This window comes from Amycolatopsis sp. NPDC059021 (genome assembly GCF_042739895.1).
GTDB lineage: Bacteria > Actinomycetota > Actinomycetes > Mycobacteriales > Pseudonocardiaceae > Amycolatopsis.
The window spans coordinates 77,214-90,294 of record NZ_JBHYIQ010000029.1 but is presented as its reverse complement, the minus strand read 5'-3'; the positions used below and the strand labels follow the sequence as shown (position 1 = coordinate 90,294).

At 70.2% G+C, this 13,081-nt stretch carries 11 protein-coding genes; 8 read left to right on the top strand and 3 right to left on the bottom strand.

Annotated features, from left to right (window positions below; all coding sequences use genetic code 11):
- Nucleotides 1–171: 171 nt before the first annotated feature.
- The 3 genes from ACFWX1_RS19435 to ACFWX1_RS19425 all read left to right on the top strand — a co-directional run bounded on the left by ACFWX1_RS19435 (nt 172) and on the right by ACFWX1_RS19425 (nt 3,777).
- Complete coding sequence (locus tag ACFWX1_RS19435) at nt 172–1,122, top strand: amidase domain-containing protein (RefSeq protein ID WP_378389099.1); 951 nt, start codon at nt 172–174, stop codon at nt 1,120–1,122.
- 719 nt (nt 1,123–1,841) lie between these two features.
- The gene (locus ACFWX1_RS19430; RefSeq protein ID WP_378389097.1) at nt 1,842–3,203 is read left to right on the top strand and encodes a phenylacetate--CoA ligase family protein; all 1,362 of its coding nucleotides are present in this window, start codon (nt 1,842–1,844) and stop codon (nt 3,201–3,203) included.
- Nucleotides 3,193–3,777: a TetR/AcrR family transcriptional regulator gene (locus ACFWX1_RS19425; protein WP_378389095.1), complete on the top strand. Its 585-nt coding sequence runs from the start codon at nt 3,193–3,195 to the stop codon at nt 3,775–3,777. Before ACFWX1_RS19430 ends, ACFWX1_RS19425 begins: the two co-directional genes overlap by 11 nt.
- A gap of 4 nt (nt 3,778–3,781) precedes the next feature.
- Here ACFWX1_RS19425 and ACFWX1_RS19420 read toward each other — a convergent pair whose 3' ends face one another.
- The 3 genes from ACFWX1_RS19420 to ACFWX1_RS19410 form a co-directional block, all read right to left on the bottom strand.
- Entirely contained in the window at nt 3,782–4,165 is a 384-nt protein-coding gene (locus ACFWX1_RS19420; RefSeq protein ID WP_345407859.1) for a RidA family protein, read from the bottom strand.
- Entirely contained in the window at nt 4,165–4,923 is a 759-nt protein-coding gene (locus ACFWX1_RS19415) for an IclR family transcriptional regulator (protein ID WP_378389093.1), read from the bottom strand. The genes ACFWX1_RS19420 and ACFWX1_RS19415 overlap by 1 nt, the downstream gene beginning before the upstream one ends.
- 76 nt (nt 4,924–4,999) lie before the next feature.
- Nucleotides 5,000–5,938, bottom strand: a complete 939-nt coding sequence (locus ACFWX1_RS19410; RefSeq protein WP_378389126.1) for a sugar kinase — start codon at nt 5,936–5,938, stop codon at nt 5,000–5,002.
- Nucleotides 5,939–6,104: 166 nt separating this feature from the next.
- Here ACFWX1_RS19410 and ACFWX1_RS19405 point away from each other — a divergent pair, with 166 nt between their 5' ends.
- The 5 genes from ACFWX1_RS19405 to ACFWX1_RS19385 are packed head-to-tail and all read left to right on the top strand — an operon-like array spanning nt 6,105 to nt 12,952.
- Nucleotides 6,105–7,421, top strand: a complete 1,317-nt coding sequence (locus ACFWX1_RS19405; RefSeq protein ID WP_378389091.1) for an amino acid deaminase — start codon at nt 6,105–6,107, stop codon at nt 7,419–7,421.
- A gap of 10 nt (nt 7,422–7,431) precedes the next feature.
- The gene (locus ACFWX1_RS19400; RefSeq protein WP_378389089.1) at nt 7,432–9,027 is read left to right on the top strand and encodes an amidohydrolase family protein; all 1,596 of its coding nucleotides are present in this window, start codon (nt 7,432–7,434) and stop codon (nt 9,025–9,027) included.
- Entirely contained in the window at nt 9,024–10,412 is a 1,389-nt protein-coding gene (locus ACFWX1_RS19395) for a GntP family permease (protein WP_378389087.1), read from the top strand. The genes ACFWX1_RS19400 and ACFWX1_RS19395 overlap by 4 nt, the downstream gene beginning before the upstream one ends.
- Nucleotides 10,413–10,468: 56 nt before the next feature.
- Nucleotides 10,469–11,623: a lactonase family protein gene (locus tag ACFWX1_RS19390; RefSeq protein WP_378389085.1), complete on the top strand. Its 1,155-nt coding sequence runs from the start codon at nt 10,469–10,471 to the stop codon at nt 11,621–11,623.
- 45 nt (nt 11,624–11,668) lie between these two features.
- Entirely contained in the window at nt 11,669–12,952 is a 1,284-nt protein-coding gene (locus tag ACFWX1_RS19385; RefSeq protein ID WP_378389083.1) for an extracellular solute-binding protein, read from the top strand.
- The last annotated feature ends 129 nt before the right edge of the window (nt 12,953–13,081 follow it).

Sequence of the window (13,081 nt, the reverse complement as noted above, 5' to 3'; positions counted from 1 at the left end):
GGTTTTGCGCGTTGTGGGGGGGGGTCTGGGTGTTCTCTGTGGGGTTTGGGTTTTTCTTCTCCTTTTATGCCCTTTCGGTCGGGGGGGGGGGGGCCCCCCCCCCCCGGGCGCGCGGCGCTCACCGGGACGGCACTGACCTCGGTCGCGGCCAGCAGCCAGTTCACCGCGCGGATGGCGGCCGAGACCGCGCCGCTGGATCAGCTGCGGGAAGCGAGCACCGGTACCCACGCCGAGTACCGCAACGCCGAAGTCGACCTGGTCAACCCGGCGGTGACCGTCACCGGCGACACCGCGCGGGTCACGGTGGAGGAGCGGACCCGGCTGGTGTTCGCGATCCGTGACTCGGCGGACTCGGCGGAGGCGGCCCGGTACCGGGTGCCGCACGTGCTCGACTTCCAGCGCCGCGGGGCCGACTGGGTCCTGGCCGCCGACGCCCTGGACGTCCCGGCCGACAGTCCGGACCCGATCCCCTACGCCCATCCGGTCAAGCTGAAGCCGGCCGTACCGCGCGACCTGGCTCACGAGTCCACTATCCCCAAGGGGATTAAGCCGAACTACCCCGGCGCGAAGCACTGGAGCAGCGCACCGCCGGCCAGCGTCAACGGCGGCGTGCAGATCGACCGCCCGGCCGCGGTCGCCTACGCGCGCAAGTACGCCATCGACTACAACCAGCGGTACGAACGTTTCACCAACGACTGCACCAACTTCGTTTCCCAGGCACTGCGCGCCGGTGGCTGGAGCGACGTCGGCCACGGCGACAACGCCCCGGACCAGTGGTGGGAATACCTCATCAGGGACACCTTCCCCGTGCACAGCAACACCTGGACCGTCGCCCAGAGCTTCGCCGACTTCGGCTACCAGTACTCCCATCGCCTGCGTGGCTACGCCGGGGAAGCCCCGCTGCCCGCGGACGTAATCCTCACGGACTGGGAAAACGGCTCCGACGGCCACATCGACCACGCCATCATCATCACCGAGAACCAGCCCGGCAACGTCGACGACTGGTCGAAGATCAAGGTCACCTACCACTCCAATGACCAGGACAACATCCCGTTGAGCCAGGTGAGGCAGAAGGCTCACCCGCAGACCACCTGGTACTTCGCCGACACCCGCGGCTTCTAGCAGACCGCGTCCGATGAGAACGGGAGGGGCTTCCCGCATGGGAGGCCCCTCCCCGCTGGCGGCCGGTCGCCGCCGTGCCCGCTTTGCGGCTGCTCGGGCGAACTTCGCGCGTACCCGGGTGTTGCTCCGGCATCCGGCAAGGCCTTCCAGGGGACCGGTCCCCGCACCGGACGATACGGTCGTGCGTCGACGTGGAGGGTCTGGCGGAGGTGACGTCGATGCGATGGCCGTTCAGGAGGCGGAAAAGCCCGGTCAGGATCGGTATGAGCCGCGCGGAGGTGCTGAGCCTGCTGGGACCGGCGACCGGCTCCATGACCCACGCCGAGTTCGTACGAGAGGCCCTGGCCGAGGGGGGGGTGGCGCTATCGCGCGGCTGCCGGGCCAGCCTCCCCCTGATCTGGAGTACTGGCTCTACATCGGGGTGCCGGTAGGCCACGAAACGAAGATCGTATTCCGCAACGGCCTGGTGGCGTCGGTACAGACACCCCCGACCCTGAGGTGACGCGGCGTCTCCGGTGCAGCCGGGCGGGACGGGCACTCTTACGCACGACCTGGTGTGAGGCTGCGGGTGGCGGTAGCGCTCGCGGCGACAGAGCTTCGAGTTTGCGTCTCCCCCAGGGGACCTCGCGATGGTCAGGGTTCAAGCGCAGGCCCTGACGGAATTTGACAGTAGACTCTCATTTGAGAGTAGACTGTCGATATCCAAGCAAGGGGGCGTGATGCACGAGAGCGTGGCCGGACGACTCTGGGAAGCGAACCGGATCCGGCGGGCGGGCCCGACGGCGATGGCCGCGCGGCAGCGCGAGCGGCTCGCGGCGCAGGTCGAGTTCGCGCGCCGGAATTCGCCGCTCTACCACCGGCTCTACCGAAACCTGCCGGACCGGGTCACCGATCCCGCGCTGCTGCCGGTGACGAGCAAGAAGACGCTCATGCCGGAGTTCGGCGACTGGGTCACCGACCGGGCGATCACGGCCGAACGGGCGAGGGCGTTCGCGGCGGACCCGGCCACCGCCGGGGAGAGGTTCGCGGACCACTACACGCTGGTGACCACGTCGGGCACCACCGGGACGCCGGGGATCTTCGTGGTGGACGAACGCGCGCTGACGGTGAACGTCGCGCTCGCCGGGCGGATGCGCGCGTCGTGGCTCGGCGCCGCGGACGCGGCGAAGGTCCTCGCCCGGGGTGCGCGGATGGCGATGGTCGTCGCGACCGGCGGGCACTTCCTCGTCGCGGCGGGCTCCCAGCGCGTCTTCGACCACTCGTGGACGGCGAAGGCCGTGCGTACTTTCTCCGCCCACGCCCCGATCGACGAACTGGTGGCCGGGCTGAACGCGTTCCGTCCGGCGATCCTGATCGGCTACGCGAGCGTGCTTTCGTTGCTCGCCAGGGAACAGGAGGCCGGGCGGCTGCGGATCGGCCCCGTCCTGGTCGAACCGGCGGGCGAAGCGCTGAGCCCGGCCGAACGCGCGCGGCTCGGCACGAGCTTCGCGGCCAAGGTCCGCGACACCTACGGCTCGACCGAATGCCCGTTCCTCACCGACGGCTGCGCGGCGGGCTGGTACCACGTGAACACCGACTGGGCGATCGCCGAACCCGTCGACGCGGATCATCGCCCGGTGCCGCCCGGCGAACTGTCGCACACCGTGCTGATCACCAACCTCGCCAACCGGGTGCAGCCGATCCTGCGTTACGACCTCGGTGACCGCGTCCGGCAGCGGCCGGATCCTTGCCCGTGCGGCAATCCCCTGCCCGCGTTCCGCGTGCAGGGCCGCGTCGCCGACTTGCTCACCGTCGGGAACGTGACGATCCCGCCGTTGCTGCTGAACACGGTGGTCGACCGGGTCCCCGGCGTCCGGCAGTTCCAGATCGTGCAGACCGCCCCGGCCGCGTTGCGGGTCCGGCTCGCCTACGGCCCCGGCGCCGACATCGAACAGGTCTGGCGGGAGGTGCGTGCGGGACTGGTCAAGACGCTCGGCCCGGACGTCGTGCTCGACCGGGCCACCGAACCGCCCGAGCAGGGCGCGGGCGGGAAGTTCCGGCCCGTCATCCCGCTTCCCCAGGAGAAGGTCCATGACCACTGACGGACTGCGGGCCCGCAAGAAGGCGCGGACACGGTCGCTCATCCAGCGGCATGCGCTGCGGTTGTTCGCCGAGCAGGGCTACGAAGTGACCACAATGGACCAGATCGCGGCCGCGGCCGAGGTGTCGCCCAGCACCCTGTTCCGTTACTTCCCCGCCAAGGAACAGCTGGTCGTCTCCGACGGCGGCAACCCGGAACTCGCCGCGGCGTTCCGGGCGCAGCCACCTGAGCTGAGCCCGCTGCGGGCGGTGCGGGGCGCGATCCGGCAAGCCTTCGCCGACCTCCCGGCAGCGGAAACCGCCGAACGACGGCAGCGGCAGGCGCTCGTGCTCACCGTGCCCGAACTGTGGACGGCGAGCCTCGGCCACATCCGCGCCACCCAGCGGCTACTGGCCGAACTGGTCGCCGAGCGCACCGGACGCGACCCCGGCGAGGAGGAGGTCCACAGCTTCGCCGGTGCCGTGTTCGGCGTCCTGCTGGAGGTCTGGCTCCGGTGGGCCGAGGACCCGGACCTCGACGCACTGGCCGCGCTCGACGCGGGTCTCGCCCACCTCGAGCGCGGCCTGGCACTCTAGAGCGTCAGTCCAGTACGCAGAGCACGTCGATCTCGACGAGGAGTTCGCCCGGGAGTCCGACGTAGACAGTCGTGCGCGCCGGGTGCGGTCCCTCGCCGATGAGTTCGTTGTAGACCTCATTGAACGGCGCGAAGTGCGCGGTGTCGGTGAGGTAGACACGCACCATCACCGCGTCGGCGAGGCTCGAACCGGCCGCCTCGAGCACGGCTTCGATGTTCTTGAACGTCTGCCGGGTCTGGCCGACGACGTCCTCACCGACGACCGCGCCGGTGGCGGGGTCGAACCCGACCTGGCCGGCGACCTGCAGGATGTTTCCCTTGCGGACGGCCTGCGAGAACTTCGCCGGCGGCTTCGGCGCGTTCTCCGTGGAAACTGCCGTCTTGCTCATCAGTGCCCCTTTCGGTTCCCCGTCCATCCACTGTGGACGGAAGCTTCTTCGGTGGCGGCCAGCAGCTCCGGGACGAGCGCGAGCAGGCCGTCGAAGTCGAGCAGTACCTTGGGCACCGACATCGACGCCGCGGCCAGCACTTCGCCGTCCGCTCCCCGGATCGGCGCGGCGACGCAGTGGATGAAGTCCTCGTGCTCGGCGTCGTCCACCGCGTACCCGCGCTCGGCGACGCGTACCAGCTCGGCCAGGAACGCCTCGGGCGAGGCGATCGTGTTCGGCGTGAGCACGACGTAGTCGATCGACCGCGCGATCTCCTCCCGCCGCGCCGCGGGCATGGCCGCCACCAACACCTTACCGACGGCCGTGCAGTGCAGCGGCGCGCGCTTGCCGATCCGCGAATACATCCGGACCGAATGCCTGCCCTCGTACTTGTCGATGTAGACGACCTCGCCGTCCTCGTAGCTGGCGAGGTGCACGGTGTGCCCGGTGCGCTCGTTCAACGCGGCGAGCGCGGGCTGCGCGCTGCGCCGCACGTCGTTGCTCTCCAGTGCCTGGTTCGCGAGGTCGAACAGCGCGCTGCCCAGCCGGTAGTGCCGTGCGCCTTCCCGCCGGACGAAGTGGTGCGACTCCAGCGTGCGCAGCAGCCGCAACACGGTCGACTTGTGCACGCCGATCTCTTCGGCGAGCTGATCGAGCGTCCTCGGTTCCTTCGTCAGCTCGCGCAACAACGTCAGCGCCCTGTCCAGACTCTGACTCATGCGATCGCCTCGCTCCGCGAGACAGTGTTGAATCCCTTTTGGCGCATGATATCCATGATTCGCTCGCAAGCTTCGCTCATGCCATCACCCCCGTCCCCGTCAGCCGTGCCGCGGCCCAGCTCTCGGCGTCGGCGGTGAGCAGACTGTCCACAACGGACGCTTCCAGCGGCGCGCCGACATCGTCGTGCGTGAGCAAGGTCGCCGCCGCCTGGAGATGCCCGCGCCGCAACCGGGTCAGCGGATCGGCTCCGGCGAGCGTCGCGGCCAGGAATCCGGCGGCGAAGGCGTCACCCGCGCCGACCGGTTCGACGACGTCCACTCGCAACGCCGGCGAGAACAACGGCTCGGCGTCGCGCTCGACCAGTGTCGCGCCGCGTTCGCCGTGCTTGACGACCAGCGTGTCCGGCCCCGGCAGGAGCGCACGCAGCCGTCCCGGATCGCCCGTGCCCCAGACCTTTCGGGCCTCGTCGTCCCCGGTGAGCACGATGTCGGCGGCGCCCGCCAGTTCCGCGAGCAGCGAGACGTCCCGCCCCGCCCAGAGCGCGGGCCGGTAGTTGACGTCGAACGAGACGCGCGTGTCCCCGCGCGGCGCGGCGAGCAACGCACGCACCAGCTCCAGGCAGGACTCCGACAGCGCCGGGGTGATCCCGGACAGATGCAGCACCCGGACGCCGGCGAGGTCGACGCGGTCGAGCACGTCGAGTCCCATCGCCGAGGCCGCCGACCCCGCGCGGTAGTAGCGCACCGGGCTGCCCTGCGCGCCGGATTCCTTGAGGTAGAGCCCGGTCGGGCGCACCGGGTCGACGGCGACGCCGCTGACGTCGACGCCGGCGGCCGCGATCTCCCGCACCATCGCGCGGCCGAACGGATCGTCACCGACCGCGCTCACCCAGCCACTGGACACGCCAAGGCCGGGAAGATGACAGGCCACATTGGACTCGGCGCCGCCGATCGTGCGCAGCCAGGTGCGCACGTCTTCCGGTGGCCCGGGTTCGGCGGGCACGAACAGCGCCATCGACTCGCCAATGCACAGCACGTCCGGCGCGCATGTCACGTCCTGATCTCCTGTCGTTCTTCCGCCGTTGACCTCTCGCGGGACGGATGCTACACCTAACCCACGCATTCTGCGCAACGCTCGTTGCAAGTTACGCAACGGCACCGGACAACCGAGGTGGTCACTGATGTCCCCCGAGAACACCGTCTGCACCATGGACACCGCCGCGGTGGCGGCCGTGGCCGAGGAGCGGATCGACTGGCGGTTCCGCTCGGTGTCCCCCGCGCTGGCCGGACTCACCCTCGCCGAAGCGGCCCGACGCCGCGCGCGGTTGTTCGACGACGGCTTCTTCGGCCCGTTCGTGGTGCTCGACGCCGAAGCGCTGGAGCACAATCTCGCCACGATGGCGGACTGGTGCGCCGCGCGCGGAGTCGTGCTCGCCCCGCACGGGAAGACCACCATGGCGCCGCAGGTGTTCGCGCGTCAGATCGCGCACGGCGCCTGGGGCATCACCGCGGCGAACGCCGGGCACATCCGGATCTACCGCGCGTTCGGGGTGTCCCGCATCCTGCTGGCCAATCAGCTGCTCGACCCCGCCGGACTGCGCTGGATCGCCACCGAACTCGCCGCTGATCCGGCGTTCGAGTTCGTGTGCTGGGTCGATTCGGTGCGCGGCGTCGAGCTGATGACCGAAGCACTCGCCGGGACGAAGCGCCCGGTGGACGTCCTCGTGGAACTCGGCGCGGACGGCGGCAGGACCGGCGTACGGGACCAGGAGACCGCGCTCGCGGTCGCCGAAGCCGTGCACGCGAGCCCCGCGTTGCGGTTACGTGGCACCGGCGGCTACGAAGGCGCCTTGTCGCACGGCACCGACGACGCGTCGCTGACCAAGATCAGTTCCTATGCAGACACTCTCCGCGACGCGGTGATCTCCTTCGCGGACAAGGGTTTGCTCGACGACGCCGGACAGGTGATCGTCACCGCAGGCGGGAGCGCGTACTTCGACAGGGTCGCCGATGAGCTGACGAAACCTTGGCCGGACGGGCTCGACGTGCTCCCGGTGCTGCGCAGCGGCGCGTACGTGACGCACGACGACGGGTTCTACCGCGAGATCTCCCCGCTCGGCGGCCATCCGCGCATCGCGGACGTCCCGCCGTTCCGGCCCGCGCTGCGTGCCTGGGCGCAGGTGACGTCGAAACCCTCGGACGAGCTGGCGTTGCTGACGATCGGCAAGCGCGACGCCTCCTTCGACGAGGGCATGCCCGAACCGCAGCTGCACCGGAGGGCGAGCGGCGAGATCACCGAGCTGGCCGGGCACACCGTCACCAAGCTCAACGACCAGCACGCCTTCCTCGCCCTGCCGTCGGGATCCGGGATCGAGGTCGGCGACTGGGTCGCGCTGGGGGTTTCGCATCCGTGCACGGTGTTCGACAAGTGGCCGCTGCTGCCGGTGGTGGACACCGACGGCGAGACGGTCATCGACTTCGTCCGCACCCACTTCTGAGGCGGGACACATGGACATCGTCATCCGCGGGGCGCTCGTCGCCGACGGCACCGGTGACCCGCTCACCCGCCACGACGTCGGCATCACCGGCGGGCGGATCGCGAGTGTCGCCGAAGCCGGGTCACTGGCCGGGCGGCGGCACATCGACGCCGACGGGCTCGTCCTCGCGCCCGGGTTCATCGACATGCACTCGCATTCCGACTTGCAGCTGCTGGCCAACCCGGATCATCTGGCGAAGCTGTCGCAGGGCGTGACCACCGAGGTCCTCGGCCAGGACGGGCTCTCCTACGCCCCGGTCGACGACGCGACCCTCGAGGCGCTGCGTCAGCAGCTCGCGGGCTGGAACGACGACCCGGCCGGATTCGACTGGAACTGGCGGTCGGTCGGCGAGTACCTCGACCGGCTTGACCAGGGCGTCGCCGTCAACGCCGCCTACCTCGTCCCGCAGGGCACGGTCCGGATGCTCGCGCTCGGCTGGGAGGACCGGCCCGCCACCGAGGCCGAGCTGAACCGGATGAAAGAACTGGTCGCGACCGGGCTCGGCGAGGGCGCCGCCGGGATGTCCTCCGGGCTGACCTACACCCCGGGCATGTACGCGGACACGGACGAACTGGTCGAACTGTGCCGCGTCGTCGGTGAGCTGGGCGGGTTCTACAGCCCGCACCACCGCAGCTACGGCCGCGGCGCACTGGAGGCGTTCGCGGAGATGATCGACGTCTCCCGGCGGTCGGCCTGCCCGCTGCACCTGGCGCACGCGACGATGAACTTCTCGGTGAACAAGGGCAAGGCGCCACAGCTGCTGTCCCTTTTGGACGAAGCACTCGACGACGGCTGCGACATCACCCTCGACACCTACCCGTACCTTCCCGGCGCCACCTATCTTTCCGCGCTGTTGCCGAGCTGGGCCACCGAAGGCGGACTGGACGCGACGCTCACCCGTCTGTCCGATGTGGACACGCGCGAACGGATCCGCGCGGAGATCGAGGAGTCCGGTTCGGACGGTGCGCACGGGGTGCCGATCGACTGGGACAGCATCGAGATCAACGGCGTGCGACGCGAGGAGAACGCTTTCCTCGTCGGTCACAGCGTCGCCGCCTCGGCTCGCACCGCGGGAAAACCCCCGGCGGAGCTGTACTTCGACGTCCTGCTCGGCGAACGGCTCGGCACGTCGTGCCTGATGCACGTCGGGCACGAGGAGAACGTCCAGGCGATCATGCGGCACCGCACGCACACCGGCGGGAGCGACGGCCTGCTCGTCGGCGCCCGGCCGCACCCGCGTGCCTGGGGCACCTTCCCCCGCTATCTCGCTCGTTACGTCCGCGAACTGGGCGTACTCGACCTCGCAGAGTGCGTGGCACACCTGACCGGGCGCGCGGCACGACGGCTGCGGCTGACCGATCGCGGGCTGGTCCGCGCCGGGTACGCCGCCGACCTGGTGCTGTTCGACCCCGAGTCCATTCAGGACACCGCGACCTTCGACGACCCGCGGCAGCCCGCCGCCGGACTCCCCCATGTCTTCGTCAACGGCGTCGCCGCCATCGACGACGGTCACCCCACCGGCGCGCTCGCCGGTCATTCACTGCGCAATCCCGGGAGACGCCGATGATCCACTGGCTGCAAGCCACCACGCCGGGCCTGCTGACGCTCGCCGCGGTCTCCATCGCGGTCCTGCTGCTGCTCATCATCCGGTTCAAGGTGGAACCGTTCATCGCGCTGATCGTGGTCGGCCTGCTGACCGCGCTCGCCGCGGGCGTCCCGGTGGGGACGCTGGTCGGCACCGCGCAGAAGACGTCGGATTCCTTGCTGGAGAAGGGTTTCGGCGGAATCCTCGGGCACATCACCGCGATCGTCGGGCTGGGCACGCTGCTCGGCGCGATCCTGGAGAAATCCGGGGGCGCGCGGGTGCTGACCACCGCGCTGCTGCGGTCCTTCGGCGAGAAGCGGGCACCGCTCGCGATGGGCATCGCCGGGCTCATCTTCGGTATCCCGGTCTTCTTCGACATCGGGATCTTCGTGCTGGCGCCGCTGGTCTACGCCGCCGCGAAGCAGGGTGGCCGCTCGATCGTGCTGTACTGCATGCCGCTGCTGGCCGGGCTTTCCATCACCCACGCGTTCCTGCCACCGCACCCCGGCCCGGTCGCGGCCGCCGGGCTGCTGCACGTCGACCTCGGCTGGGTCATCCTGATGGGCGCGGTCTGCGGGATCCCGGCGTGGTTCATCGGCGGGGTCCTGTATTCGAGCTGGATCGGCAAGAAGGTCGACGTCCCGCTCGCCGAGGACTTCGCGAAGCTCGCGGGCGAGGGCGAAGAGGTCGAGAACCCGCCGTCGCTCGGGCTCGTCGCCTCGATCATCGCGGTGCCGATGGTGCTGATCCTGATCGGCACGTTCGGGAGCATCTGGCTGCCGAAGGGCTCGACCGCTGCGGGGGTCGCCGCGTTCGTGGGCACACCCGCCGTCGCGCTGACCATCGCGGTGCTGCTGGCGTCGTGGCTGCTCGGGACACGCCGGGGCATGACCGGGAAGGCGCTCGCGGAGCTGTCTTCGGCGTCGCTGCGGCCCGTGGCCATGATCCTGCTCGTGATCGGCGCCGGTGCGTTCTTCGGCGCGGTGCTGTCCGCGACGGGCATCGGCAAGGCCGTGGCCGGTTCGCTCGGCGACGCGGGGCTGCCGGTGATCCTGTCCGCGTATGTGATCAGCTGCGGCCTGCGGATCGCACAGGGCTCCGCGACCGTCGCGATCGTGACGACCGGCGGGATCATCGCGCCGACGGTGGCCGAGCTGCACTACTCGCAGGCCCAGCTCGCGCTGCTCGTGGTCGCGATCTCGGCCGGGTCGATCATCGCCTCGCACGTCAACGACGGCGGTTTCTGGATCGTTTCGCGGTACTTCGGGCTTTCCGTGGCGGACACCCTCAAGACGTGGACGGCCCTGGAAACAGTCCTTTCCGTTTCGGGTTTCGGCGTGGCAGCATTGCTCATGGCTGTGGTCTAAACCACTCACGGCCAGGCGCACCTACCACGCCTCACCTACCACTGGGAGACGACACGATGGCTGGGCTTTCTCGACGTACCTTCCTCGGCGGCGTCGGCGCCGCCGGACTCGGCACCGTCCTCGGCGCGCAGTTCGCGAACACGGCGAGCGCGGCGCCCGCGACACCCGATGCCTGCGTCGCCGACCCGACGGCGTATATCGGCAGCTACACCAGCGCGTCGCCTGCCGGGCACGGGCTCGACGTCTCCGGGCGCGCCGGCACCGCGCCCGCGCTCAAGCCGGTCAAGACCGTGCCGGGTGTCCCGGACGCGTCGTGGTTCGACCTGAGCAAGGACCGCCGCACGCTCTACGTGACCAACGAGGGCGAGCCGAACGGCAAGATCTCCGCGTTGAACGTCGACAACCCGGCCAAGCCCCGGCTGCTGGGCGCCGTGTCGTCGAAGGGCAGCGCGCCCACCCACCTTTCCGTGCACCCGAGCCAGAAGTACGTGCTGGCGGCCAACTACGGCACCGGCACCGTCGTGGTGCTGCCGATCCTCGCCGGGGGCAAGCTCGGCGAGGCGACCGATCTGGTGAAGCACGTCGGCGCCGAGCGGGACGCGCACGCCCACCAGGTGGTCAGCGATCCGACCGGGCACTGGGTGCTCTCGGTGGACCTCGGCGCCGATTCGGTGTACGTCTACAAGCTGAACCTCGGCACCGGGAAGCTGACGCTGAACCAGCAGCTCAAGCTGCCCTCCGGCGCCGGGCCGCGGCATCTGGTGTTTCACCCGAACGGCCGCTACGCCTACATCGTCGGCGAGCTGCGCCCCGAGGTCACGGTCGCGAGCTGGGACGCCACCGCGGGTAAGCTCACTGCGCTCTCCGTGGTCCCGGCCGTGCCGCCGGGCAGCACCGGCGACCTGTACCCCGGCGAGATCATCACCTCGCGGGACGGCAGGTTCGTCTACGCCACCGTCCGCGGGCCGAACACGCTCGCCACCTTCACCACCGCCGACGGCGGGAAGACCTTGAAGCTCGTGTCCACTGTGGTCAGTGGGGGCAACTGGCCGCGGCACGTCGCACTCGACGCGACCGAGAAGTGGTTCTACGTCTCGAACCAGCGCTCCGGCACCGTCACCTGGCTCCCCCGCGACCCGGCGACCGGTCTGCCGGGCGCGGTCGCCGGGTCACTCGCCGTTCCGTCGGTGAACTCGGTGTTCTTCGCCTGATCCGGCTTTCCGATCCAGCAACGCCGCTGATTTTCTGGAGGATTGATGAGATTCCGCCGTACCCTCACCGGGCTGGCCGCCGTCGGCCTGCTCGCCGGCTGCGCGCCCGCGCAGTCCGGTCCCGCCGGCTCCGGCGGGGACGAGAAGACCGGCACCGTACGGGTCTGGCTCTTCGACGAGGCCAACCGGGCGCCCAAGGAAGCCGCGGTCAAGGAGGCGATCGCGGAGTTCAAGGCCGCGCATTCCGGCGCCGAGGTCGACGTGCAGTGGGTCCCGGTCGAGGGACGGGCGGACAAGTTCTCCGGCGCGTTCAACGATCCGTCGAACGCGCCCGACGTCGCCGAGTTCGGCAACACCGACGTGGCCAGCTACGCGACCACGGGCGCGTTGTCGGACCTCGGCGCGGATCTCGCGTCGTGGCCGGAGGGCAAGGACCTCATCCCGTCCGTGCTGGACACCGCGAAATCCGGCGGGAAGACCTACGGCCTGCCGTGGTTCACCGGCATCCGCGCGCTGTACTACCGCACCGACGTCTTCACCGAACTCGGGATCCAGCCGCCGAAGACGATCGCCGAGCTGACCGAGGCCGCACGCAAGATCCGGAGTGCGAAACCGGATATGTACGGGATCTCGGTCGGCGGCAAGTACACCTACGCGATGCTCCCGTTCCTGTGGGCCTCCGGTGGCGAACTGGCCAAACAGGACGGTGCGAAGTGGACGTCCACTGTGAACTCCGAGCAGGCGAAGGCAGGCGTCACGGCCTACGCGAGCCTGCTCAAGGACGACATCTGCCCGCCCGCCCAGTGCGCGAACCTCACCGGCACCCAGAGCGTGCAGGCCTTCGCGGGTGGCAAGGCCGGGATGACCATCGGCGGTGACTTCAACCGCAAGGCCGTCGACCAGGGCGCGGTCAAGGGCAAGTACGCGGTGCTCCCGATTCCCGGCACGCAGGCGGGGGCGACCGCGCCGGCGTTCGCGGGCGGCAACCTGCTCGGCGTGTTCGGCGCGAGCAAGCGCCACGGGCTCGCGGTCGACTTCGTGAAGCTGCTGGGCGGCGCGAAGTACCAGGAGAAGATGTACACCGCGATGGGGAACCTGCCGACGCTCAAGGGCGTGCAGGAGAAACTCGCCGCGAACGACGCCTTCCTGAAGCCGTTCGTCGACAGCATCCAGGCGGGCACGAAGTTCGTGCCGAGCACCCCGGCGTGGTCCAAGATCGACAGCCAGAACGTGCTGCCCACCGCGGTCCAGCAGATCGCGACCGGGGCGAAGGATCCCGCGGCCGCGCTGGCCGGGGCGGCCGAGGCGATGAACAAGGCGTTCGGGTAGGCGATGGTCACCCAGCAACTGCCGGTCGCGGGGGGGGGGCCCCCCGCCCCCCCCCCCCGCCGCGCGGCGGGGGGGGGGGGGCGCGGGGGCGGGGGGGCGGCCCCCCCCCCCCCGGCGCGCGCGCGCCCG